Genomic DNA, 22920 nt, shown 5'->3' on the forward strand with positions numbered 1-22920 from the left:
CCGCTCTTCCGATCTGCTAGCGGGTCGGGACGCGGCGGGTGACCGGGCAAAGCCCGGTCACCGAACCTGCTGCGGTGCAGCAGGGGTCAAGCGGCGGCGGTACCCCGGCCCCGGCTGAGGAGGGCCGGGAGACCGCCGCCGGGTCAGTACTGTCGGAATGGCCGAAGACCCGGCCACCTGGTCAGAGATGCCCGGGCCTACGGGGACATGTCAGGAGCCCAGGGCTTTACGGCTCCCGCCCATCCGCGTGTGCCCGACATCGGCGGCGTTGCCGCTGCGAGCTCCGGCCGCGAATCCGGCACCGCCGTAGCGGTTTCCGGTCCCGCTGGTGCGGTGCGGGTATTTCGCGTCGAACGCGGCATCGACCCGTTTGATCAATTCCCGCACCACCTCGGCGGCATTCGAGCCGGAATCACCGATCGCGTCGGCGGCGGCTTTGAGCAGCCGCTTGTAGACGGTGTCGGCGAACCCGGCCATATGGGAGCGGCGCTCCTGGACCACGGCCGCGCGGTCGAACGGATCGTCGGGCACGTATTTGCTGGTGGCCGAGATCATTTGCGGCATCAGCAGGCTGTAGAGGAACCGGGCCCGATCCAGTTGGGCGCGCACCCCGAGACAGCGCACGACACCGTCACCGCAGTCGATCGACTTGCAGTACAACGGCACCATGACCGACGCCAGCAGCAGGATCCGTTCGGTGCGGTAGAGCGACGGGACATCGAAACGCACCACGACGATCTCGTTGTCACGCGCCGAGGCAGCGGTGTGCTGCCCGGACGCCCGCACAGCCATCTCGTCGAGGTTGTGTTTGGCGAGCAGTTCGTAGGCTTTGGCCCGGAACGTCTCGGCCTCACGCTCGTTGTCGGTGCCCTCGGCCTTGGCGAAAAGCCCCCGAACCCGACGCATCAACTGCTCGGTGGAGGTTTCCTTCTCCGAATCCATCGGTGTTGCCTTTCCTGGGATGGTTGGATGAAGCGAGGCCCGTCCCGAGCCAGCTATCCACTGGCTCGGTCCGGGCCTCTCGGTGTCCGGCGACAGCCGGTCGTTCAGACGGCTGCGCCTTCGGCGATCACTTCTTCCTCCACCCCGATCCCGGCGGCATCCTCCACCAGGGAGGAATCACCGTCGCCGGGATCGGCCTGCACCGCAACGGAATCGGGTTCGGGCTCCGTGGCCGTTTCCGGCTCGGGCTCGGGAGCGGGTGGTGTGGAGCCTGCGGGCAGGCCCTTGGATTCCGGGGCGACCGTGGGCTCGGGGGCCTCCGAATCGTCGGGGGCCTCGGGCTCCGGGTCGGGTTTCGGCGCGGCCGAGGCTTTCACCCCGGCCTTGCCCCCACCGCCGCTGGTCTTGCCCTTGCTTTCCGGCTTGGGCTCGGCCGCTTCGTCGATGGGTGCGAGGACCCATTCGGCGATGTTGCGGCCGACGTATTCCACCAACTGCTCGGCGGTCCGGTTCTGGAATCCCTGGCCGTCGGAGCGGCTGTAACCGCACAGTTCGGCCATCTGCACCCATCCGATATCGGTGCGGTGATGCCACGTCGCGGTGACGATCTTGCGGTTCGGCAACGCCTTACCGGCAGCGTCGACGGGAGTACCGACGAGCGTGACGGTCGGTCGGCCGTCGACGACCTTCTGCAAGGTCTGCGACTGCCAACCACACAGGAACAAGGCACCCGACAGGTTCGCGAAACCCGAATCGTCATACAGCAGAGGCGATCCCAGGAACGGGTCGGTCTCTTCCGGGGCGATCCGGGAACCACACGTGCCGCAGAAGGGTTTCTGCGCCTTGGCTTCCGGATCCGGGCTCGGCTCGGCCTTCTTCGGTTCGGCCGCGGGCTTGGCCTGCGGTTTCGCCTTCGACGGCGTCGCTTTGCGCGGTCCGGTGGAGCCGTTGCGTGTGCTGGTGCGAGTGGACATGAAATTCTCCCAGTGAACGACTGCCACCCTGAAATGGAGTGGCAGGAACGGACGGACAGAAAGATCTCTGTCCTGGCATGGTTCACACTGTGGAGTTCTCAAACGACATGCGGGAGCCACCGAGCGGGTAAAACTCGGTGCGACTTCCCCCGCGAAAATTGGCATAGCTCCGCTGTCACCGGAAACTGCCGAAATTCACCCAGAAGACGATATGAGCGTCGCCGTACCAATAGGCGGAATTGTTGGGGCGACCCTGCCATCAGTCGAAAGGCAGGTACCCAGTGGTGAATTGAAGCCTGTAAAGCACTTCCACAACCCACAAAACCACAATAGGAAAAGGTGTGCAAGTAGAGAATCTATAATCCCTGCAAAATGGGCCTGAATTGAGGTTGTGGGCCTCAGAATGACTCTGGGGTGAGTTGGGGTACCCCTGGATTACTTCAGGGCTTGAGAATGGCTCTCAAGCCTTGTTTGGGGGTGGGGAAATGGTGTGAGGCTGCCCTCTAGCCTCCCTGGTGTGCCCTATCTCAGGGCATGAAAGAAATTCACAGAGTGAGGATTTCATGATGGAAACTGACAGAGGCAGGCCCAGTGCCGGCCGACCCGTCAGGCCAGGGGAGACGCCGTGATCCGACTACCCGGATACCCGTCCTCGATACAACTGCTGGACGGGATCGCCGAGACCGCCAAACCCGTGATCCTGAACTTCTCCCGCGGCAAGGACTCCATCGCGGTCTGGCTCGAGCTGGCAGACCGCGGTATCGAGGTCATCCCGATCCACAAGTCCATCGTGCCGGGCCTGCGGTTCGTGCGCGCTGACCTGGACCGCTACGAACAGCACTTCCAAACGCGGATCATCGATCTCCCGGCGGATGCGTTCTGGCGGATGCTGTCCAACCTGGTCTTTCAACCGCCGCAGCGGTGCGCGATCATCGAGGCCGCCGACCTGTGGGTACCCACCCGCGAGGAATGGGACCAGCTGATGCGCGAAGCGTTCGCCGCCCCCGACACCTGGATCCTCGACGGCGTCCGCGCCGCCGACTCCGCGACCCGGATGCTGGCGATCAAACGGTGGGGACCGGTCAAACCCCGCACCCGACGTCAATCCCCGCTCTGGGACTGGGAGACCAAGGAAGTCTGGGCACGGATCAAACGAGCTGGGATCGAGGTCGGCCCGGACTACCCGCTGTTCAAACGCTCGCTGGACGGTATCCGCTACGACTACCTCGGCAAGATCCGCACCCATTTCCCCGACGACTACCAGACGATCCTGTCCTGGTTCCCCCTGGCCGATCTCGAAATCTTTCGCGCGGAGGTGATGAATGCCGCTCCCCGATGACGTCCTCGCCATGCTCAAAGCAGGCAAATCCAAAGTGAAAGCCTCCCGCGAGGACATCGCGTCAGCGCTGCGACGCCAACCCCACCCCGACCCGCTCGCCGACGTGCGAGGAGATTCGACCGGCGATCTCGAAGCCGATGTGAAAGCCGAACTCGACGCCCTCGGTAAAGGGTTGTCGGGGGCGAGTAAACAGTGGGCCGAGAAATTCGCGGCCATGAACGACTCGGAATTCTGGGTCGCGGTCTGCTTCCGTTCGCGTGCGCAGAAGGATGAATTCCTGCGCAAACTGGAATTGGTCGAACTCGGAGACAAATACCTTGACGGCGAGAAGGTAGCCGAGATCCTCGGCATCGACCTCGACGAGAGATAGCGCGACCCCGCTGTTCCGCAAGCCCCGGCAGGGCTTTCCTGCCGGGGTTTTCTCATGCCCGAACACCGACCAGACCGGGAAGGAGGAAATCACCGATGAACCGATTCGCATCCGCAGGCCGACGCCTGGGCACCGTGCTACGCGCTGCCGGACAACGCGCCCGCAGCCGTATCGCCGGATCGCGGGGCGGAGCCTCGACCTCCGGCTCCTGACCCGTATTCGGCCGTGCGCCAGCGACACAACTACCCGACCCTGCGGTGTCGCTGGCACCCCGAACCTCTCCTGTGAATCGAGGTGTGAGCTGTGAGTGCTGCGGACTACCCAGTCATCCCGCTGCGGCGTACCCCGCCGGTGTCGCTGCTGGCGTGGAAGGCCGAACCGCCCGAGTGGCTGACGGCCGAGGCCCGCGCCATGTGGGAGCGCCTGGCCCCGCACACCGAACTCACCCCGGCCAACGTCTTCGAGTTCGCGGCCTACTGCGAAGCCTTGGCCGAGTTTCAGGAGGCCACGGTGATCCTCGCCGAAACCGGCCTACTGGTCATCGACGCCGCCTCGGGCGCCCCGGTCCCGAACCCGATGTCGGCGGTACGCGACCGCGCGGACCGCAAGATCGCGGCCTGGGCCGCGCGGTTCCGCACCTGAACGACATGAACGACACCGACGACAGCACCGCCCCCGACCCCGCCGCCGAGGCACGGCGCGCGGCGGGACGACGGCCGGGCAAGCTCACCGAAGCCGACCGCGACCGCATCGTGGAGCTGCACGCCGAAGGCCGCGGCCGCAACGAAATCGCCACGATCCTCGGCGTGGACCCCGCCGCCATCACCTACTGGGCGCGTCGGCTCGGAATACGGTTCGACCAGTCCCAGACCGCCGAGGCCAGCGCGGCGCGTCTCGAGCAGTTGAAACGGCGGCGGCTGGATTTCGCTGAAATGCTCGAAGCTCAAATCCCGGCCCTGCACGAACGACTGTGGAGTCCGGTCACCAGCTACGAACGCGGCCTCGACACCCTGATCCCGGTCACGCTGCCGTTGCCGCCGCTGCGCGATGTGCGCGACGGCTATACCGCGCTGTCCCTCGCTCTGCGGAGTCTGTCGGAGTTGATCGCGAACCAGAGCAACGAAACCGTGGCCTCCGACCGCAGCATGTTGGGCGATTTGTTCGGCAAGCTCAAGGCTGCGGTCGAACAGGACCATGTCGAGCAGGCCCAGGGCTTGGACGCTGATCTCACCGCCGCGCCCGACGAGGCCGACGACGGCGCGGTGTCGTGAGCGTCTTGGACGAACTCCCGATCTCGCGCAAGCAGGCGGTCTCGATCGTGCAGGCGGTGGTGCGTTGCAATATCTGGGAAGGCGCGATCCGCTCCGGCAAGACCATCGCCTCCATTCTGTGCTGGTTGATCTTCCTGTCCGATCCACCCTCGGGCGGACAGTTCGTCATGGTCGGCCGGACGCGAGAGTCATTGGCCCGCAATGTCATCGAACCCATGCGCGACCCCGCTCTGTTCGGGCATCTCGCGGGACGGGTCTCCTACACCCTCGGCGCACCCACCGCGACCATTCTCGGCCGCCGGGTCTACATGCTCGGCGCATCGGACGCCAAGGCGGAGATGTCGTTGCGCGGGCTCACGGTGGCGGGGGCCTACGTCGACGAGATCACGGTCATTCGTCCGGACTTCTTCCGCCAGCTCCTCGGCCGCATGTCCCTCGACGACGCGCGCCTGTTCGGGTCGACCAACCCCGACAACCCCGTGCACTGGCTCAAGCGCGAGTTCCTCGACCGCATCGACAAGACCGACGCCGAGGGGGAACCGTTGTTGCCGGAGTGGCGGACATGGCATTTCGAACTCGACGACAACCCGGCCCTGTCGGAGAAACGCAAACTCCAGTACAAGCGCGAGTACTCCGGACTCTGGTACCGCCGCTTCATCCTCGGGCACTGGGTCGCTGCCGACGGGTCGGTGTTCGACTCCTGGGACGACGGCCACGTCATCGACTGGGCCGCGCTGCCGTTGATGTCGAAGTTGATCGCGGTCGGTATCGACTACGGCACCACCAACCCCACCCATGCCGTGCTCCTCGGGATCGGCGTCGACGGAGTCCTCTACGCCGTCGATGAATACCGGTACGAGCCCTCCACGATGAGTCAGCGCAAGACCGACGCCGAACTCTCGAACGAGATCCGGGCCTGGCTCGCCCAGGGGCATCTACCGGATCTTCGGCAGGCGCGGATGCGTCCGGAGTTCGTGATCGCCGATCCGTCGGCGGCGTCGCTGCGGGTGCAGCTCGACACCGACGGCCTCGAGACCAGTGTCGCCGACAACGACGTTCTCTACGGGCTGCGGGTGATGGCGATGCTCTTCGCCCGCGGCCTGCTCAAGGTGTCGTCGCGGTGTCCTGCCCTGTTGCTCGAGTTGCCCGCCTACTCCTGGTCGACCACGGCCACCGAAGAAGGCGAGGACGCACCCATCAAGGTCAACGACCACGGCATCGACGCCCTCCGCTACGCGCTCATCACCACCGAACGACTCTGGCGGCCGATCATCGGATTCGACGAGGTCCCCGATGCTGCCTGACACCGACATCGCCTGGCCGCCACCACCGTTCGACCAGGCACAGAAAGCCATGCGGGTGTGGGACGCCTGGTACGCCGGGGACACCGACCGTCTAGCTGAGCACTACCAGCGTTACCCGGCTTTCCGGCCGTCGCAGTTCGCGGGCGGGCTGGTGGGGCGGATCGCGCGGTTCTTCTGGGGCCGCCCGAACCCGCAGGCGACCAAACGCCTGCACGTTCCCCTCGCCGCCGACCTCGCACGGGGTTCGTCGGCGCTGTTGTTCTCCCAGCCACCGCGGTTCGTGATCGGCGAGACCGACGCCCGAGGGGACCGCAAAACCGCCCAAGCCCGCCTCGAACTGCTCCTCGGCGGGGCGGACACCGCCTCCACCCTGCTGGAGGCCGGGGAGCTGGCCTCGGTGCTGGGTGGGGTGTATCTGCGTGGCTGGTGGGACCATTCGATCAGTGACCGGGTGAACCTGGGCACGATGTCGGCTGATGCGGCGGTGCCGGTGTGGCGCTACGACCGGCTCGCCGCGGTGACCTTTTGGCAGGCCGTCGCCGAAGACACCAGCAGTGGTGTCGTGTGGCGACACCTCGAACACCACGCGCCCGGCCGGATCCACCACGGACTTTATCGAGGTAGTCGCGACCGACTCGGGCAACGCCGCAACCTGCTCGAACACCCCGCCACCGCCTGGGCCGCACCCGTGGTCGACAACGAGGCGGCGATCGCGACCGGGGTGAACACGCTCACCGCCCGCTACGTCCCGAACGTGCGCCCCAACCGAACGTGGCGGCACACACCAGGACTCGCGCAGCTCGGGCGTTCCGACCTTGAAGGCCAGGAACCCCTCCTGGATGCGCTGGATGAGACGTGGTCGGCGTGGATGCGGGACATCGACCTCGGCCGTGCTCGCCTGTTCGTGGACAAAGCGGTGACCCAGGCCCGCGGACCTGGTTCGGGTGCGGTGTTCGACTCCGAGCAGGCCATCTACACCACCCTGCCCGGCGCAGGTCTCGGCAGTCTCAAGGACGGTCAGCCGCCGATCATCCCGCAGCAGTTCACGATCCGGTGGGAAGAACATCAGCAGACCGCGGCCGAGATCACCGAACTCATCCTCCGCAGCGCCGGACTGTCCCCTTCGGCGTTCGGTGACGACCGCAGTGCGGGGATGGTCACCGCGACCGGGGTCAACTCCCGCGACAAGCTGTCGGAGGCCACCCGTGACCAGAAGATCAACTATTGGAAGGCCGAACTCGGCCCCTTCGCCCGTACCCTCACCGAACTCGATCGTGTCCAGTTCGGGTCCCGGATCGAGTTGAAGACCAACCCCGAAGTCCGCTGGCCCGTCCGCGCCCAATCACCGCCGCTGGAGACCGCGACCCGGTTGGCGAAGTTGAAGGGATCGGACCTGATCTCGACCGAACAGGCTGTGCGCGAACGCAATCCGAACTGGTCCGGCGACGACGTCAACGACGAAGTCGGCCGCATCCGCACCGAGGCCGCGCAACGCCTGCGTGCCGCCGCAGCACGCGCCGACCCCTTCGCGAACCGCACCGCCACCGGCCTCTGACCCGATTCGGCACGGACCACACCGCACCCGTTCCACTTCATCAACTCGAGGAGGGCATTCGCCCATGTCCGGAGATCCCACGCCACCGGCCGAACCCACCGATCCCACGCCACCGGCACCCGTACCCGAGCCCGCCCCGGCCCCCGAACCCGCCAATCCGCCACCGCCTGCACCTACTCCGGTCGAGCAGCCACCGGCCCCGGCCCCCGACCAGGACCCGGTCACCCTCTCGACACTGGTCGCAGACCTGCGTCGTGAACTCGAACAGGCCCGCACCGGTGCCGATACCGCGCGCGACCGTGCCGCTCAGCAGGCACGCGAGGACCTGGTCCAGGAGATCGGACGCGCCATCGGCCTGGTCGCCGACGAAACCACCGACCCGGAACAGGTGATCGCCGAACTCACCGACCGCGCCAGCGCCGCGGACCGCAAACTCCGCGACTACCGCATCAAAGACGCCCTCCTCACCGCCGCCACCACACAGAAGGCCGACCACGCCCTGCTCATGCCCTACTTGCGCGGCACAGGCGCCCTCGACGACCTCGACCCCGAAACCGCCGACTTCACCACCCGCCTCGACACCCTCGTCACCGACGCGCTGGCCGCGAACCCGAAACTCGCCGCCACCCAGACCGCCCCGCGGTCCGGCGGGGACTTCACGGCGGGCAACGCCACCCCACCCGCCCCCGAGCAGGAGGAGGACATCGACGCCATCCGCCGCAAGGTCCGCGCCTCCATCGCCGACACCCGCACCTAACCGCCCACCGACCCACCGTGAAAGACGCTCGTGCCCAACATATTCCTCACCCCCGACGTCCTCGCCCGCCGCAGTCTCGCCAACCTCTACGAGCTGACGGTGATGTTGCCGCTGGTCTACCGCGACATCTCCAGCGACTTCGGCCCCCAAAAGGTCGGCAACACCGTCAACGTCAAACGCCCACCCCGCTTCGAAGCCACCACCTTCGACCGCGAACGCGGCATCGTCATCCAAGACACCACCGAATCCAAAATCCCCGTCGTCCTCGACACCATCGCCGACGTCTCCGTCGAAGTCACCAGCGAAGAACTCTCCCTCGACATCGAAAACTTCGACGAACAAATCCTGCGCCCCGCCATGGAAGCCATCAGCCAGAAAGTCGACCGCGACCTCCTCGCACTACGCGCGGCGATCACTCAACAGGCCGGAACCGACCCCTACGGCACCGGCACCGACCTGCTCTGGGAGAACCCGGAAAACCTGATCGAGGCCGGACGACTCCTGGATATCCAGTCCGTGCCCGCACCGGGGCGGCGCGCGGTGATCGGCCCGACCACCAAGGCCCGCTGGCTGGGCAAGCCGCTGCTGCTGCACGCGGACAAGAGCGATTCCACCGCCGCCCTACGCCAGGGCAGCATCGGTCAGCAGATCGTCGGGTTCGACACGTTCTGGTCGCAGAACGTCGGCCAGCCCAATCCTGTCCCGCGGCCGGGTGATCCGACCACCGAGGTCGGGGTCGCGTTCCATGCGACGGCGTTCGCGTTCGCGTCCGCGCCGATGGAACTGCCGCCCGGTGCCGAGGTCTACACCGTGCAGTACAAGGGCCTGTCGATGCGGGTCGCGATGGACTACGACATCCGCCACAAGACCACCGTCATCTCCGTGGACACCCTCTACGGCGTCACCTGCCTCGACCCCGACCGCGCCGTCCTACTCCAAGGCCCCCACGCTGGTGTCCCCGCCCCGGCCAGTGCCCCGGCCCCCACCAGCGGCACCCCCGAAGGCAGCAACCCCGAGGGAGCGAAGCCGCCCGCCCCGAAGCGCACCACCAAGGACGCCGCGTGATGCTCGTCTACGCCACACCCGCCGACCTCACCGGCCGACTCGACCCGATCCCCAACGACGCGACGGCGCTGATCGAGTCGGCCTCGATCCTGGTCCGCGACCACACTGTCAACGACCTCTACGCCATCACCCCCGCCGGGCTCCCGTCCAATCCCGACCAGCGCGAGGCCGTGCGCGAGGCGACCTGCCTCCAGGTCACCGCCTGGACCAAGGCACGGATCACCCCAGCGGCGGGCGGGCTGCGCGCCGAGGTCACCAGCCAAACCGTGGACGGCGGGTCGGTCGCCTACCGGCTACCCGAACCCGCCGCCATCCAGCAGGCCGCGCAACGCCTGTGCCACGAAGCGGTTCTCGTGCTACGCAACGCCGGACTCGCCTCCGGGCGACCGCTCATCTGCTGATGGACGAGCCGCCCGAATATCCGTTCGGGGTGATGGTCGAGGTCTACCGCGAAGGCGACGCCGACGCCTACGGCGACCTACGCGACGCAGACGGGCAACTCCTGGACCGCTACGCCCACCCCAGCCACCCCATCGGCCCGTGCCCGATCTCTTGGACCACCGGCGAGGAATACGTCGACGGCGAAATCATCACCGTCGCCGCACAACTCACCGCACCCCTCGGCTCCGACATCCTCGCGACCGACCGAGTGAAGGTCGACGGCCAACCGTTCCGGATCGTCGGCGCGATCCTCACCCCGACCAATCCGATCACCGGATGGTCACCCGGCCACCGCTTCCGCATCGCCCGCGGATTCTGAATCACCCTGGAGGACAGCTGTGGACTACGACCCCACCGGCAACGCCCTCGACCTCGCGGTCGGCACCGGCAGCGACACCCGCCAACTCCTGCAACACATCGTGGACCTGGGCGCGGACTACTGGCGCGCCCGTTCCCACCGTCACACCGGCCGCAATGCCATCAGCGTGGTCGGCTACGTCGACCCCGGCGGCGGACACCAGTACGGAGTCGTCTACGCCTACGCCACCTACGCCCGCTACCGCGAGGAAGGCACCCGCGACGACCCGGCCGAGCACGTGATGGCCGAATTCCTGCACAGCCTCGACGGGATGTGGTGATGCCGAGCTACCCGAACGTGCACGAAGTCCTCATCACCCTGCTGTCGCCGATCGCCCCCACGGTCAAGAGCCGCCGACCCGGACTACGTCCCCCCTACACCGTGGTTCGCCGAGTCGGTGGTGCCGAGGACGGCATCACCGACCGGCCGATCGTGCGCGTGGACACCTACGCCGACACCGACGAACAAGCCGAACGGATCAAGGAAGCCTGCCGCCAGGCGATCACCGAATCCGGCGGGACGCTGGCCGGGGACGTGCTGATCGACACCGCGAGTGAGATTACCGGCGGCCAAGATGCACCCGCCCTTGATCCCAGTGACCGCAAACTCACGGCGGTCTACCAGTTGTCCTTCCGGGCGATGTAGGCCGACGGCCAAGGCCAGACCGGAGCGATCCGTCACGACTCGCTTTCGCCAGTTCAGAGCATTCGCGACGCACACAACGGGCCTCAGGGTTGTATCAGCGGGTGTCGGCAAGAATCTGGTTCACCCTGGCACGGGTTAGACCAGTGAGGTGCACGAGATCGACCACTCTGATACCGGAGGCTCGAAGATCGCGAATGGCACAGTCGCGGGCAGTCATGACGTCGGACTGGGCTTTGTCGATCTCGCCCAGCAGGGCGATGAGGCGTCGTAGGCGCTCGTTCGCGTCCGTCAATCGCTCAACGCGATGGAGCTCTGCCCGCAGATCCATGCGATCATCCTACCGCAGAATGTATAACGCACTTGACACAAAAATGTGTAGCGCGCTATACATTAATCATGGACATAGACACCCCCTCAATCTTGTTGGCGGTAACCGCTCACGGGCTGTGTTTATACAGCGGACCGACCACATGACCCGGCACGGCGCTGGGACACAAGCAGGAGGGCAGGGTACCTTGAGCGGCATGACGACCACCGTGCCCCTGGATGCGTTGTTCACTGCCGACAAGGTGGTGCCAGCCCCGAAGCGTCGATCCGCAGCGTTGCGGTACCCGGGCAGCAAATGGTCGCTTGCTACAGAGATCGTGAGCCACTTCGGTGACCACTATCACTACATCGAGCCATACTTCGGATCCGGCGCTGTCTTCTTTACAAAAGAGCCAAGTGGGCATGAACTGGTCAACGACTTGCACAGCGTTGTCATCAACTTCTTCCGAGTGCTGCGTACTCGAACTGAGGACTTGCAGTTCGCGCTTGAGGCCACGCCCTGGAGTCGTGAGGAGTACGACGACAGCCATGTAGTGACGGGTGATGAACTTGAGGACGCACGACGATTCGTGACGCGGATCTGGCAGGCTCACGCATCTGATCTTGCTAAGAAGACCGGCTGGAAGAACAGGGGTTCACGACAGCGCGCGGGAGGGATGTCGCTGCGTTGGCAGCGAGTCCCGAGTGAACTGGCCGAACTGGCGGTGCGGCTAAAAGATGCCGAGATCGAGAATCGCCCGGCTCTTGAGGTAATCAGTCGCTTCGCCACCCAGGACACACTGATCTACGCCGATCCGCCATACTTGATGGAGACCCGCACCCAGAAGATGTATGCGTCCGAGATGAGTATCGATGAACACGTCGAGATGCTCGAGGCCCTGGTCGCACACCCCGGTCCGGTGGTGATTTCGGGTTACACCAACCATCTCTACGACGAGGCTTTGGTCGGTTGGAAGAGAGTTCTGATCAAGCCGCCGAAGGTTGAGAAGGCCGCAGAGCGGATGGAAGTGCTTTGGGTTAAGGGTTGACGATACCGAGGCCTACTGGGCCGGGCCACGCGCCGGGCCAGTAGGCATCCACCTTGTCCCTCAGATCATGAACGGGCGGTTCGGCGAGTTTGAATTCGCCTGTTCGCCATTCCTCCCAACCGATCGGCGGATAGAACTTCAGTTGACCGCCTGAGTTTGCGAACCACTGCCACAGACGATGCGGTCCGTGATCAGCATGAATGTAGCCAGCCACAGACGATGGCTTGCCTTCGGATGCCTTCTTGCCCTCCACAACCCACTTAATGTCACTGGCAGCGACGCGAGCGAGAATGTCGATTTCGAAACTCGCCATCTCAAAATTGCGCCAGCGCAAATCATGCGTCAGTAGAAGGTATTTGCTCGCGTCGACATCGTAGTCTCCGCGGACCCGCACGTGCCACGAGTTTACGGTCGCCAACAGAATCGGACCGGCTGCCTCGGGGTTTGTCTGCCAGTGAATCCCGTCCCTGTCCAGCGCGTCAGTCAGAAACGCGGCCGAGTTAGACAACTCCATGAACCAGCAACGGTTCTTGACGGGCTGGGTCTTTGCCATCTTGCATGAGACACCCCACTGCATGCGGCCAGCGCGGCCTGGGACCGCTACATCAAAGATGCCCTTGTCTTCGTTGGTTTCGCCGCCGAGCACAGACGCGGTGACTCGCTCGAACGACAGGAAGTCGGGCATGAAGCCGATCTTCTTCAAACGTTGCCCAGAGCCGTCCCGGAACGTGCTCAGCAACAGACGCATCTGCTCGGTTTCGACAGGAGTGAACGGCCGGTCGCGGACTGCCTGCAAAATGGTCACTCACGAGACATTAGCGCCGTTTGGGTTGTCGGTGAAAGTGGGTCCGCCGTACGGATAGGTGGCACCACTGACTCCTCGTCGCGCAGTACCTGGGCCATCACTCAGCCCGGCCAAGGACAGGCGCCAGTCGAGGAGCCTGCAGCGACCCACTGGCTACGTTTCGACTGCACGTCTGCTGATCCCGTCAAACAGTGGTGTACAGAGCTGCCAGTCTCTCTCGAACATGTTGTGGCACAACTCGATCAGATACAGGCGACTCGCTCAGATGAGTCGGCAGGTTGTCGATCAGATTGCAAACTACCTCGAGAGGAGATAACGCATGGCAATAGCCACATTCGAGCAGATCGTAGAGGCCAACAAGGATCTGCTCCTGAAACCACTCAAGGGCGCGGTGCTCTTGGCACCCATGTCAGTGCCTGTGCCTATCGCATTCACTTCCGGTGCGGAAGCCAAATTTCAGTCACTCCAGGGATTCTCGTCGCTAGGGCTGATCGACAAGTCTGGCGGTCCACAGTTCCGCCCCGAGCAGCAACTCTCCGAGACCGAGAGCTGGGGATGGCTCGAACCCACCCGTTCTGACATCGTCAAACGCGACATGTCCGCCGCCTTCACCGCACAGGAGTTCAAACGCGCTGTCCTGGAACTGGTCTCGGGTCGCAGCCTCGCCGATGTGCAGGCCGATCCGGTGACCAAGGAACTGTCGTGGAACGAGCCGACCTCACCCGACACCATCCACTACCGCGTCATTTTCCTGTTTGTCGACGGCGTCGGCCCGCGCGAGAAGTGGGTGCTGCGGGTGATGCCGCGCGCATCGGTGTCCGAGGTCGGTCAGCAGCAGTGGAACGCCGAGAACATCGCCTCCTGGCCCATCACGGTCAAAGCCACGGTGGACGACAAGCTCGGTTACTCGATGCGCAACGTCCTGTGTGGTCCCGGTATCGGGGACCTAGTGGTCCCGATGGGCTTCACCGTCGCCGCTCCCGGAAAGGTCGCCTGATATGCCCAACTCACGACGCAGGAAGAACCGCCGCAAGAACCACACCACGACCACCACGGCGTCGGCGGGGTCGACCTGGATGCAGATGCGCGACGAGGCCCGCGCCACCCGCGACCGCAAACGCAAGCCGCCCTACATGTTCGACGGCACAATACCGCCCACGCCGATCAACGAGCCCGACAGCGTCTGGCAGGTACTCACCTTGGCCGCGGTCTTGGACGGCCAGGACGTGGAGGTGGGTCGGATCAAGGAGTTGTTCGAGGCGATGTGCGGGGACGGTTTCGAGCGGGTGTGGGCGGTGGTCAAGGACGAGTACATCGAGGTGCTGTGGCCGCTGTTCGACGCCATCAACAAACACTTCAACGCGCTCCCGGCTCTGGAGCAGGTTGGTGAGTTGCCGGGGGGCTGAGCGGCCTCGTGCTCCTCATCGACCGCCACGGTGAGGACATCGAGGCCGACCTGTTCCACCGCGGCTGGGACCTTCTCGATTACATGCGCGGCGAACGCCCCTGGCCCCAGCTGATCCGGTTGGCGCGCCGGTTGCCGATGTGGTCGCACTACCAAGCCGCCCTGCTCATGGACCCAGACCTCGCGGAACTGCGCGCCCGCGAGGAGATCGACGAGAACGCGCCACCCGCGCCGATCTCACCGCTGTACTACGACCTGCCGACCCTGTTGACGCTGCGCCATATCGACGTCACCAAGGAGCTCATCCGGGTCGTCGCGTCGCTGTTCTCCGAGACCCCGGCCGCCCCGATCCCGCCCGAACCGCGCCCGATGACCGCCGAAGCCCAGGCCCGCGCCCGCGCGGACCGGGACCAAGTCCTCGGCGTGCTGCACCGGTTGGGGGTCGACACCTAGCACCAGGCTCAGGGGGTGAGCTGTGGCGCAGGCGTATTCGGCGGGCTCCTCCCGGCTCACCGTCAACCCGGAGCTGGCGCGCAACTTCGTCAACCAGATCCGCATCCAGCTCCAGCGCGTACAGATCACCCACGGTCTGCGGATCGTCCCTGATTTGAGCGAGTTCAACGAGCTGCTGCGCACGCGCCTGTCGTGGCGGCGGGATCTGTCGCTCGGGGTGAAGATCCGCCCGGACATGTCCGGGTTCGGGTCGGCGCTGTTCACCGCGCTGGCGCCCTACCGCAACATCTCCATCCACATCCGGATCACCTTCGACCACGCCCAACTCCTCCTACTCCTCGCGCTACTCGCCCAGTTGCGCAATCAGTTCGGGTCGATCGGTCCGAATATGGGCGGGTTCAACATGGCGATGAGCCTGGCCTCGGCGGCGGCGACCGCGCTCAAGGTCGCGGTGATGGCTCTGGTCGCGGGGTCGCTGTTCCCGCTGATCTCGGTCGCCGCCCAAGCGGCCGGTGTTCTCGGACTGCTCCCCGCCGCCGCTGCCACCGCGGCCGCCGGGATCGCGACCCTCGTTGTCGGTGTGTCCGGGGTGAGCGCGGCGTTCACCGCGGCGAAGGCGATGTCGGAATCGGCCAGCCGCGACGCCGCCACCCAGGCCCGCGCCATCGCCGCCGCCCAGCGCAGCGAGCAGCAGGCCGTGGCGAGTCTGACCCAGGCCCGCAAAGACCTCAACACCGCCTACTCCGAAGCCTCGAAGCGACTACGCGATCTGGCGTTGCAGGCGCGTGGTGCGGCGCTGTCGGAGGCCGATGCGGTGATCTCCCTCGCGGAGGCCCGCCGTGATCTCGCCGCGCTGAAGTCCACCGACCCCCTCGATTACGTGCGCGCGAACAAGCGCGTGGTCGACGCCGAACAGTCTCTGGCCGAGGCCCGCGCCCGCCGCGCCGACATCGATGAGGAGGCCGCCGACGCCGAAGCCAAGGGCATCGACAACGCCGATGCCGTGGTCGCGGCACGTGAGCGCCTCGCCGACGCTGAACAGGCGCTCGCCGACGCCCGCACCGCGGTCTCGGAGGCGGCGTCGCAGCAATCCTCCGCGGCTGAGGCTTTCGAGCGGGCGATGGCGAAGCTCTCGCCCTCGGCGCGGGAGTTCGTCAACACCGTCCGGGGCATGGGCGAGCGCTGGAGCGCCTTCCGCATGGCGGTTCAGGAGCCGTTGTTCACCGGGCTCGGGGACTCGGTCGTCGGCCTGGCGGACGCCCAGCTCGACCGGGTGCGTGATGGGTTGTCGGGGATCGCCGAGGTCATCAACACCGGGGTTCGTGACATTCTCGCTGACCTGTCGACCCCGGAGACCGGGGCCAAACTCGAGAAGGTCTTCGTCAACGCCAAAGCCGCGATCGGGCCTCTGCTTGCCGGGGTGAACGACCTCATGCAGGGCCTGCTGTCGCTGGCTGGGGTCGGGTCAGATTTCCTGCCCGGTGCCTCGCAAAGTTTCGCCGACTCGATGGCCAACTTCCGGGCCTGGGCCGAAAGCCCGGACGGGCAGAACAAGTTCCGCGACTTCCTGCGCGATTCCCTCGATGCGTTGGGCAGGATTTGGGAGCTGGCGAAGTCGGTCGGCACAGCCCTGGGCGGCCTGGTCACCTCCGCCGAACCCACGGGTGAGTCGATGCTCGACTCGCTGGTGCGGAATCTGGATCGGTTCTCGGCGTGGTTGAACTCACCCGAGGGCCAGCAAGCCATGAAGGATTTCTGGGAAGACGTCCGTACCACCGTCACCAACCTTGGACAACTCGCCGTCTGGATCGGACAAGCCGCTACCAAACTGTACGAGCTGTTCGACGCCTTCCGAGACCTGACCGGCCTCAATATCTTTCAGGGCAACCTGTTCACCCTGATCGACGCGATCCGACAGGTCCCCGAAGCCTTCGACAAGGTCCGCGAATGGCTGCGTGAACGCCTACCCGACGCCCTGACCATGGGCATCCTGGACCTGGGCGGGTTCGGTGACGCCCTCGACGGCCTCGGCACCCGAGTATCGACACTGGTCAACGGCATCGGGGACGCCTGGGACGGACTCCGGGACCGGCTCGCGGCCCCGATCAACTGGGTGATCGAGTCGGTCGTGAACGGCGGGTTCCGCAACATCTGGAACTCCATCCGCTCGGTCCTGCCGGTCCTGCCCGAATGGTCGGGCGACGTCGCCCTGATCCCACTCACCCGCCGCGCCACCGGCGGCCCCGCCGACACCGGGACAACCACAGGGCGGGTCACCGGCCCCGGCTCGCGGATCTCCGATTCCGTGCCCGCCCTGCTGTCGCGGGATGAGCACGTCTGGACCGGCGCCGAAGTCGACGGCGCGGGCGGCCACAATGCCGTCGCGCGGTTGCGTCGCGCCGCCCGCGCCGGACACCTCCCGCGCTTCCGCGACGGCGGCGGACTGTTCGGGTCGATCACAGACTGGGCCGAAGACAAGTTCCGGGCCGTCACCAGCGGGCTGCGCGGCCGGATCGCCGAGTTGTTCCTGACACCGGTCCAGGCGCTGGCCGATCAGATCCCCGACTTCGGCGGCGGCATCGGCCTGGTGCCCGCGGCCGTGCTGAAACAGGTCAGCGAATCCGCCGCGCAGGTGATCTCGGGGCAGGCTGTGGCCCGCACCGCCAGCGTGCCTGCGGGGGAGGCGGTGCAGCGGTGGCGCGACCTCGCGATCGAGGCGTTGAAGCGCGAAGGGTTCGATCCGGCGCAGGTCGAGATCATGTTGTCGCAGATCCAGTCCGAGTCCGGCGGCAATCCTGATATCGCCCAGCAGATCACCGATATCAACGGCACCGGCGAAGCCGCCGGAGTTGGGTTGTTGCAGATCATTCCGGGCACCTTCGCCGCCCATCGCGACCCGACGCTCCCGAACGATCGCCGTGATCCCTTCGCGAACATGGTCGCGAGTTTGCGCTACTACAAATCCCGCTACGGCCTGGACCTCTCGGAGATGTGGGGTAAGGGCCACGGCTATGACCAGGGCGGGGTATGGGAGCCGGGCACCCTGGGGTGGAACACCTCGGGCAAGCCCGAAGCGGTCCTCACCGGCGAGGAATTCCGGTGGCTGCGCGACCTCGTCGATGCCATCTCGGTCCCGGTCCCCGGCCAGGAGAAACCGGGCCTGGCTGATCCGGCACGTAAGGGCTTGGGCCTGGATACCTGGGAGTCGCTGGGGAAGTCGTTCTCCGACCGGTTCACCAGCGCCGGACAGGACTTCCTGAGCGGGCAGCTCGATGACGCGCTGTCGGTGGTCGGTGCGCCGAACCTACTGAACTCCGATCGGGTGCGGTCGATGCAGGACTACGGCAAAGCCCTTCAGGTGTTCGAGGCGACCAAGGCCGCCCACACCGCCGGGAACGCCGACTACCAGTCCCTGATGAACCAGATCGCACCCCCGCCCCTGCCGACACCCACGGCACCGGGTGGGCCTGTGACAACTGTGGACAACTCCACCCACATCACCGTGCAGACCAGGGATGTGGACGAGGGGTATAGGCGCGCGTTGCAGATCGCTGATCTGCGGGCGTTGCAGTTCACCGCGAGGAAGAGGTGAGCGCGCTCGTGTATGTGAACCCGGAGTCGGTCACCATCGAGGTCTACGGCGTCGATGACTCGTATTGGATCATCAACGGCCCCAAGGCCGACCGTGACGTCATCACTCTCGCCACCAGTCCGAAGGGGATCGGGGACGCGCCGGTCACCACCACCTACAAGTCCTCGGTCTATCAACGCGGCGCGACCTATCAGGGCAAACGCTATATGAAGCGCGATATCACCTTCGGGGTCAACATCCACGGTCGCGACGAGGAGGAGTGGGAGAAGCGAGATTCGGACTGGCGCAATGCTTGGGACTACGAGCTGGATGCCTGGGACCCCGACGCCACCCTCACCAAACTCCAGATCAGCACGGACCGCTCCACCCGGTGGCTGTGGCTCGCGTTGGACAAGTCCGTCGAGTTCGAGTCCGAACGCGACCCGCATCTACTGCGGAAATCGTTGGTGCCGATGGCGGTCACCGCCGCGCAACCGATGTGGGAAGAACCCACCAAGACCACCTTCTGGGAGACCGGCGCCGGGGCGAGCGAAGGGTTCATCGAGGTCTCCAACCCCACCGATCTCGAGATGGCCCAGAAGTGGCTGCTCACCCGCGGCAAATGGCGTGTCCCTGACGTGTCATGGACCGGCAAGAAGTACCGGCGCACCCCCGGCGGACGCTACGGCAACCGAATGATCGACCTGCCCATGCTCGGCGACCGCGAAGGCGGCGCACGCATCAGCCTCGACCCCGACCGGCTCTACGTCCGCGATCTCAACGGCACCAACCTCATCGGACGCCTCGGCGGCCTGCACTTCATGCACCGGATTCCGCCCCGCACCCCGCCCACGTTGTTGCCGATCAGCGTCATCGAGGCACCCTCCGGGGGAGCGCGGGCCGAACTTCGGCAGCCTCGGTTGTGGTCGAGAGCGTGGGGGTTGCGATGACTGCGCCCCTCGATCTCGACAGCATGTCCCTCGCGGAGCAGTGCGAGGCGATCTGGGACGCCACCCTCGCCGCGGACGTCGCCGACGACCAGGACCGCCGGGCCGAACCCCTCATCCGGCTATGGGACGGCTACTGGCGGCTCGCCGGGTTGGTGTGCTCGGAGTACCGGGCGGAGTTCACCTGGATCGACAACGACACCGGCACCGCCCTCATTGAGTTGCCGCTGGATGATCCGTTGTCGAAGTGGGTGTGGCAGACCCGCGCCCGCGTGCAAGCGGGTGAAGGCCGCAACGTCCACATCACCTGCGACAAAGCCCCCGGCTCGCGCTGGTCGGGACGGTTGATCGACCACAGTATCGAGCGCCGCGCTGACGGCACCCAGGTTTTGACGCTGCGGTTCGTCGATGATTTCCAGCACTGCAAGTCGTATCTGATCTGGTCGAACCCGTTCTTCGACGCCTCGGTCCAGATACCGCGCACCTTCGGACCGGTCCCCGGTCCGGCGCGGTGGGCGTTGAAGCTGCCGTTGTTCCTGAACGTCATGCGTGAGCAGTCCCAAGCCCACGGCTGGCAGCTCCCCGACGATCCGCTAGATCCAGCGTCGTGGCTGGGTGCGGTCGGTTTGGATATGTCGCAGTGGTCGGTGGTCGTCGCCCCGACGAGCTTCGCTGAAGACCTCGCTGCCGGAACACTCTGGGCGACACCGCATTCACGGTTCAAATACTGGTACGACATGGCCCGCGACATCCTCGAAGACGCGGAACTGTCGGTGCGGTGCCGACGCTGGCTCGAGGGCGACCCACCACCGTGGCCCGGCGCCCCGAAACTACGCCACGGAACCCTCGTCATCGACATCGTCAACACCAGCGGCTACTACAGCGACACCAGCAACGGCGGCAACCCCTTCGACGGTCTCGTGCGCACGGTGGCGCGGTTCTCCGAGGACTTCATCGACAGCGTCGAAGAAGCCATCATCGACCCGGTCACCCCTGCGGAATACCTGGAAGTCGGTCAGCGCCGCACCCAGGTCAGTACCCCGTTCGCGGTGTACTTCGACAGCCCGACATCCGGAGTGGAGACCTCGAAGTTCACCGAGACCGCTTCCACGGCAGTGCAGATCGTGACCGGAGGGGCCTCGATGCCGGGGGTTGCGGGTGCCCCACCCCATCACACGGGTGGGGCACCCGCGACCCGAACCCGCCGACGAAAGCCTCTCGGCCGGTGTCCAGATGGCCGGCGACCTGGCAGCCGCCATCGTGGGCGTCCCCCCGCTCGGTGGGGTCGCCGATAGCCTCATCCGCCCCCTCTACCAGGGGACGCTGCTGGCCTGGCACGCCATCAAATCACAAGCCCGAGAACATAACTCGGGCTGGTCACGGCTGTTCGAGTACTTCGCCGACTCACCAGGACGCGCCTACACCGTCTCGGCGATGGCGGCCCTACGCAAGGGCTTCCACGACACCAGGAGTTGGTTCACCCACACCGTCACCGTCCGCGACGGCGCACCGTTCGTTATTGGGGAGGACGGGCATTGGTGGCTCGGTGACCGTATAGGGGCGACCGCGCCGGGCGATGACACCTACACCATCCGCATCGACCGTGTCCGCGAACTGACCCTGGCTTGGGATCGGGATCAGTTTCCGGAGTGGCAACCCGTGATCGGTGATCCGGCCAGCAACCGCGACCGCGCGCAACACACGTTGGACATGGTCTCCGACCTCGTGTCCGGAGTGCAGGAACTGGGTGTGCTTGCGTAGAGCTTGACGCCCAGTCCCGTCCGATTCGTTCGATAGGACTGGCCGTATCAGGGGAGTTTGACCAACTTCCCGCGGCACAACTCCACGATCGCGATTGCGATCTGTAGTACGGATTCGGCTTCCTGCTGAGTTGGCGTACGTAGGGAGGCTCCGTGACGATCCGGATTCGGCCAGATGTGGCGAATCAACCCCTCCAGTGTTTCGCCATTGCCGCGAGCATCATTGGCCGGAACGCCGAATGACCACTTGGACGGGTTCGCCTTCAGTTGTCCTGCCACATGTCCCAAATTGGCCTTCGACTGAAGCGGCACTACCAGCGGAATGAGGAGCGCCTCCACTGCCTTGATGGAGTGATCCCAGCCATCGGACGGATCAGGATTGCGACCGTAGACCGCCGACCACGCCTGCGCGAGTTCCCCACTCGCCTGGTCCGCAGCACTGGTGGCGTGCAGAGATGCAGCCTTGGTGGTGGCATCCACACGCCTCTCCAAGCCGTCGCGCGCCGTATTCACAGTCCACACCGACCCGCCCGTCTCCAAGATGGCCTCGAGCTCTCGGTCGCCGCTCTTAGCCAGGTGCAGACAGACATCGACGCAGTCAAGATAGAGCGAATCGTCCTGGTTGATTGCAGCGATGATCTGACCGCTGATCCCGCCTATGTCGTATGAGCGCTTAACTGGGATTCTCAGCGTCGAGGCGACCGTTGCCATGAACTGGTGCCTCATGTCTCCACCGGGGATGTACCAGCCGAAGCGAGTACGTATCCATTCCTCGAGTGGATGGCGAAGATGCGCCGGAACGCCTTCGTGTAGCTCGTCGGATACACGGTTGCCTGTGCGTGCGGAGAGCCGCTGCCAACCAGTCACTGCTGTTGAGTCCTCTCGAGAACGGCCAGTGCGTGCGCACAAGAGTATGCGCTGCGGTACCGACACTGAGCTACGGATTTGCTGGCTGAGGAGGTGCAGATGTCCTCCGACAGCCAGTTCCCCATCCGTGACAACTGCGACCCCACCGACCCCGAGGAAGCGTTCCTGTGGATGCTCGTCGGGCTACCGGGGCTCAAGGGCGCGCCGCTGTTGCTGCCGATCCAGCACCTGCGGGCGGTCTCGCGCCGGTTGTGGGACTGCGGCGCGCGCCCGACCGAGGAGCCAGTCATCAAGTACCGGCCTCCACGCGCCGGTGACCCGCACTGGCTGCTCTCGCCCGGAACATGGTCCGACGCTGACGAACCCGAGCCCGAGGAAGTCTTCGATGTCCGCAAGTTCGTCGCAGACCTGCCGTTGCGCCAGCGTCAGCAGTTGGCAGCCGCGCTCGGCCTAACCGGCACCGTGCCTGACCAGCCCGCCGAGCCACCGGCCCCGATGCTGCCGGTCACCACCCCGGTCAGTGTCGAGGCCCGCGCCACCAACGACCCGGCCCCGCAGTTCGACCCGACCCGGCGCGGGGTCAAAGCCGTCCTGGCGTACCTGCGTCGCGCCGATCCGGCTGAGCGGCAACGGGTCCTGGCGATCGAACGCCATTTCGGCAAGGCCCGTCCGGCGATCCTGTCGCGCTACGAGGACGCCCAGTCCTGAAAACCGCTATCGGAAAGGAGGGCTCGTC

26 protein-coding genes are annotated in these 22920 nt (G+C 65.7%); 21 read left to right on the forward strand and 5 right to left on the reverse strand.

Annotated elements, in window-relative coordinates; all coding sequences use genetic code 11:
- Positions 1 to 210 precede the first annotated feature (210 nt).
- Entirely contained in the window at positions 211 to 942 is a 732-nt protein-coding gene (locus ABZS43_RS27475) for a DUF2786 domain-containing protein (protein ID WP_355038860.1), read from the reverse strand.
- 104 nt (positions 943 to 1046) lie between these two features.
- Positions 1047 to 1916: a hypothetical protein gene (locus tag ABZS43_RS27480; protein ID WP_355038861.1), complete on the reverse strand. Its 870-nt coding sequence runs from the start codon at positions 1914 to 1916 to the stop codon at positions 1047 to 1049.
- Between the two features lie 625 nt (positions 1917 to 2541).
- On the opposite strand from ABZS43_RS27480, the gene ABZS43_RS27485 reads away from it, so the two are divergent.
- From ABZS43_RS27485 to ABZS43_RS27540, 12 genes are all read left to right on the forward strand, one after another.
- Positions 2542 to 3255 carry a hypothetical protein gene (locus ABZS43_RS27485; protein ID WP_355038862.1) on the forward strand — a complete coding sequence of 238 codons (714 nt, stop codon included), beginning with the start codon at positions 2542 to 2544 and terminating at the stop codon, positions 3253 to 3255.
- Positions 3239 to 3625, forward strand: coding sequence for a hypothetical protein (locus ABZS43_RS27490; protein WP_355038863.1), 387 nt, complete (start codon positions 3239 to 3241; stop codon positions 3623 to 3625). Before ABZS43_RS27485 ends, ABZS43_RS27490 begins: the two co-directional genes overlap by 17 nt.
- Before the next feature lie 303 nt (positions 3626 to 3928).
- The gene (locus ABZS43_RS27495) at positions 3929 to 4267 is read left to right on the forward strand and encodes a P27 family phage terminase small subunit (protein ID WP_355038864.1); all 339 of its coding nucleotides are present in this window, start codon (positions 3929 to 3931) and stop codon (positions 4265 to 4267) included.
- A gap of 5 nt (positions 4268 to 4272) precedes the next feature.
- Positions 4273 to 4896: a hypothetical protein gene (locus tag ABZS43_RS27500; RefSeq protein ID WP_355038865.1), complete on the forward strand. Its 624-nt coding sequence runs from the start codon at positions 4273 to 4275 to the stop codon at positions 4894 to 4896.
- Positions 4893 to 6200 carry a PBSX family phage terminase large subunit gene (locus ABZS43_RS27505; RefSeq protein WP_355038866.1) on the forward strand — a complete coding sequence of 436 codons (1308 nt, stop codon included), beginning with the start codon at positions 4893 to 4895 and terminating at the stop codon, positions 6198 to 6200. The genes ABZS43_RS27500 and ABZS43_RS27505 overlap by 4 nt, the downstream gene beginning before the upstream one ends.
- Positions 6190 to 7755: a phage portal protein gene (locus ABZS43_RS27510; protein ID WP_355038867.1), complete on the forward strand. Its 1566-nt coding sequence runs from the start codon at positions 6190 to 6192 to the stop codon at positions 7753 to 7755. Before ABZS43_RS27505 ends, ABZS43_RS27510 begins: the two co-directional genes overlap by 11 nt.
- 64 nt (positions 7756 to 7819) lie before the next feature.
- Complete coding sequence (locus ABZS43_RS27515) at positions 7820 to 8512, forward strand: hypothetical protein (RefSeq protein ID WP_355038868.1); 693 nt, start codon at positions 7820 to 7822, stop codon at positions 8510 to 8512.
- A 30-nt stretch (positions 8513 to 8542) separates the two neighbouring features.
- Positions 8543 to 9577, forward strand: a complete 1035-nt coding sequence (locus ABZS43_RS27520; RefSeq protein WP_355038869.1) for a P22 phage major capsid protein family protein — start codon at positions 8543 to 8545, stop codon at positions 9575 to 9577.
- Entirely contained in the window at positions 9574 to 9978 is a 405-nt protein-coding gene (locus ABZS43_RS27525; RefSeq protein ID WP_355038870.1) for a hypothetical protein, read from the forward strand. Before ABZS43_RS27520 ends, ABZS43_RS27525 begins: the two co-directional genes overlap by 4 nt.
- Positions 9978 to 10337: a hypothetical protein gene (locus ABZS43_RS27530; protein WP_355038871.1), complete on the forward strand. Its 360-nt coding sequence runs from the start codon at positions 9978 to 9980 to the stop codon at positions 10335 to 10337. The genes ABZS43_RS27525 and ABZS43_RS27530 overlap by 1 nt, the downstream gene beginning before the upstream one ends.
- Positions 10338 to 10356: 19 nt before the next feature.
- On the forward strand, positions 10357 to 10656 hold the full coding sequence (locus ABZS43_RS27535) for a hypothetical protein (RefSeq protein WP_355038872.1): 300 nt from the start codon (positions 10357 to 10359) through the stop codon (positions 10654 to 10656).
- Positions 10656 to 11021, forward strand: coding sequence for a hypothetical protein (locus ABZS43_RS27540; RefSeq protein ID WP_355038873.1), 366 nt, complete (start codon positions 10656 to 10658; stop codon positions 11019 to 11021). Before ABZS43_RS27535 ends, ABZS43_RS27540 begins: the two co-directional genes overlap by 1 nt.
- Before the next feature lie 94 nt (positions 11022 to 11115).
- Here the strand turns inward: ABZS43_RS27540 and ABZS43_RS27545 are convergent, their stop codons facing one another.
- Entirely contained in the window at positions 11116 to 11349 is a 234-nt protein-coding gene (locus ABZS43_RS27545) for a hypothetical protein (protein WP_355038874.1), read from the reverse strand.
- A gap of 196 nt (positions 11350 to 11545) precedes the next feature.
- Between ABZS43_RS27545 and ABZS43_RS27550 the strand changes: the two genes are divergently transcribed.
- Entirely contained in the window at positions 11546 to 12376 is an 831-nt protein-coding gene (locus ABZS43_RS27550) for a DNA adenine methylase (RefSeq protein ID WP_355038875.1), read from the forward strand.
- Here the strand turns inward: ABZS43_RS27550 and ABZS43_RS27555 are convergent.
- Positions 12366 to 13181, reverse strand: a complete 816-nt coding sequence (locus ABZS43_RS27555) for a hypothetical protein (RefSeq protein WP_355038876.1) — start codon at positions 13179 to 13181, stop codon at positions 12366 to 12368. The genes ABZS43_RS27550 and ABZS43_RS27555 overlap by 11 nt on opposite strands.
- Positions 13182 to 13500: 319 nt before the next feature.
- Here ABZS43_RS27555 and ABZS43_RS27560 point away from each other — a divergent pair, with 319 nt between their 5' ends.
- The 7 genes from ABZS43_RS27560 to ABZS43_RS27590 are packed head-to-tail and all read left to right on the forward strand — an operon-like array spanning position 13501 to position 21318.
- Positions 13501 to 14178 (forward strand): hypothetical protein, encoded by a 678-nt coding sequence (locus tag ABZS43_RS27560; RefSeq protein WP_355038877.1) that lies wholly within the window; start codon positions 13501 to 13503, stop codon positions 14176 to 14178.
- A gap of 1 nt (position 14179) precedes the next feature.
- Positions 14180 to 14587 (forward strand): hypothetical protein, encoded by a 408-nt coding sequence (locus ABZS43_RS27565; protein ID WP_355038878.1) that lies wholly within the window; start codon positions 14180 to 14182, stop codon positions 14585 to 14587.
- Between the two features lie 8 nt (positions 14588 to 14595).
- A complete protein-coding gene (locus ABZS43_RS27570) occupies positions 14596 to 15039 on the forward strand; it encodes a hypothetical protein (protein ID WP_355038879.1) in 444 nt (147 codons plus the stop codon).
- 22 nt (positions 15040 to 15061) lie between these two features.
- Positions 15062 to 18631 carry a hypothetical protein gene (locus tag ABZS43_RS27575; protein WP_355038880.1) on the forward strand — a complete coding sequence of 1190 codons (3570 nt, stop codon included), beginning with the start codon at positions 15062 to 15064 and terminating at the stop codon, positions 18629 to 18631.
- Positions 18628 to 19560 carry a hypothetical protein gene (locus tag ABZS43_RS27580; protein WP_355038881.1) on the forward strand — a complete coding sequence of 311 codons (933 nt, stop codon included), beginning with the start codon at positions 18628 to 18630 and terminating at the stop codon, positions 19558 to 19560. Before ABZS43_RS27575 ends, ABZS43_RS27580 begins: the two co-directional genes overlap by 4 nt.
- Positions 19557 to 20852: a hypothetical protein gene (locus ABZS43_RS27585; protein ID WP_355038882.1), complete on the forward strand. Its 1296-nt coding sequence runs from the start codon at positions 19557 to 19559 to the stop codon at positions 20850 to 20852. The genes ABZS43_RS27580 and ABZS43_RS27585 overlap by 4 nt, the downstream gene beginning before the upstream one ends.
- The gene (locus ABZS43_RS27590) at positions 20791 to 21318 is read left to right on the forward strand and encodes a hypothetical protein (protein WP_355038883.1); all 528 of its coding nucleotides are present in this window, start codon (positions 20791 to 20793) and stop codon (positions 21316 to 21318) included. The genes ABZS43_RS27585 and ABZS43_RS27590 overlap by 62 nt, the downstream gene beginning before the upstream one ends.
- 47 nt (positions 21319 to 21365) lie before the next feature.
- On the opposite strand, the gene ABZS43_RS27595 is transcribed toward ABZS43_RS27590, so the two are convergent.
- Positions 21366 to 22028 carry a hypothetical protein gene (locus ABZS43_RS27595; protein ID WP_355038884.1) on the reverse strand — a complete coding sequence of 221 codons (663 nt, stop codon included), beginning with the start codon at positions 22026 to 22028 and terminating at the stop codon, positions 21366 to 21368.
- A gap of 255 nt (positions 22029 to 22283) precedes the next feature.
- Between ABZS43_RS27595 and ABZS43_RS27600 the strand changes: the two genes are divergently transcribed.
- Positions 22284 to 22892: a DUF2744 domain-containing protein gene (locus ABZS43_RS27600; protein ID WP_355038885.1), complete on the forward strand. Its 609-nt coding sequence runs from the start codon at positions 22284 to 22286 to the stop codon at positions 22890 to 22892.
- The last annotated feature ends 28 nt before the right edge of the window (positions 22893 to 22920 follow it).

The organism is Nocardia sp. NPDC005366, from assembly GCF_040606855.1.
Classification (GTDB): Bacteria; Actinomycetota; Actinomycetes; order Mycobacteriales; family Mycobacteriaceae; genus Nocardia.

Bases quoted from the DNA above. Each gene is read 5' to 3' on its own strand.
- ABZS43_RS27475 (WP_355038860.1), bottom strand. From the start codon at position 942: ATGGATTCGGAGAAGGAAACCTCCACCGAGCAGTTGATGCGTCGGGTT.
- ABZS43_RS27480 (WP_355038861.1), bottom strand. From the start codon at position 1,916: ATGTCCACTCGCACCAGCACACGCAACGGCTCCACCGGACCGCGCAAA.
- ABZS43_RS27490 (WP_355038863.1), top strand. From the start codon at position 3,239: ATGCCGCTCCCCGATGACGTCCTCGCCATGCTCAAAGCAGGCAAATCC.
- ABZS43_RS27500 (WP_355038865.1), top strand. From the start codon at position 4,273: ATGAACGACACCGACGACAGCACCGCCCCCGACCCCGCCGCCGAGGCA.
- ABZS43_RS27510 (WP_355038867.1), top strand. From the start codon at position 6,190: ATGCTGCCTGACACCGACATCGCCTGGCCGCCACCACCGTTCGACCAG.
- ABZS43_RS27515 (WP_355038868.1), top strand. From the start codon at position 7,820: ATGTCCGGAGATCCCACGCCACCGGCCGAACCCACCGATCCCACGCCA.
- ABZS43_RS27530 (WP_355038871.1), top strand. From the start codon at position 9,978: ATGGACGAGCCGCCCGAATATCCGTTCGGGGTGATGGTCGAGGTCTAC.
- ABZS43_RS27540 (WP_355038873.1), top strand. From the start codon at position 10,656: ATGCCGAGCTACCCGAACGTGCACGAAGTCCTCATCACCCTGCTGTCG.
- ABZS43_RS27545 (WP_355038874.1), bottom strand. From the start codon at position 11,349: ATGGATCTGCGGGCAGAGCTCCATCGCGTTGAGCGATTGACGGACGCG.
- ABZS43_RS27550 (WP_355038875.1), top strand. From the start codon at position 11,546: ATGACGACCACCGTGCCCCTGGATGCGTTGTTCACTGCCGACAAGGTG.
- ABZS43_RS27560 (WP_355038877.1), top strand. From the start codon at position 13,501: ATGGCAATAGCCACATTCGAGCAGATCGTAGAGGCCAACAAGGATCTG.
- ABZS43_RS27565 (WP_355038878.1), top strand. From the start codon at position 14,180: ATGCCCAACTCACGACGCAGGAAGAACCGCCGCAAGAACCACACCACG.
- ABZS43_RS27585 (WP_355038882.1), top strand. From the start codon at position 19,557: ATGACTGCGCCCCTCGATCTCGACAGCATGTCCCTCGCGGAGCAGTGC.
- ABZS43_RS27590 (WP_355038883.1), top strand. From the start codon at position 20,791: ATGGCCGGCGACCTGGCAGCCGCCATCGTGGGCGTCCCCCCGCTCGGT.
- ABZS43_RS27595 (WP_355038884.1), bottom strand. From the start codon at position 22,028: ATGGCAACGGTCGCCTCGACGCTGAGAATCCCAGTTAAGCGCTCATAC.
- ABZS43_RS27600 (WP_355038885.1), top strand. From the start codon at position 22,284: ATGTCCTCCGACAGCCAGTTCCCCATCCGTGACAACTGCGACCCCACC.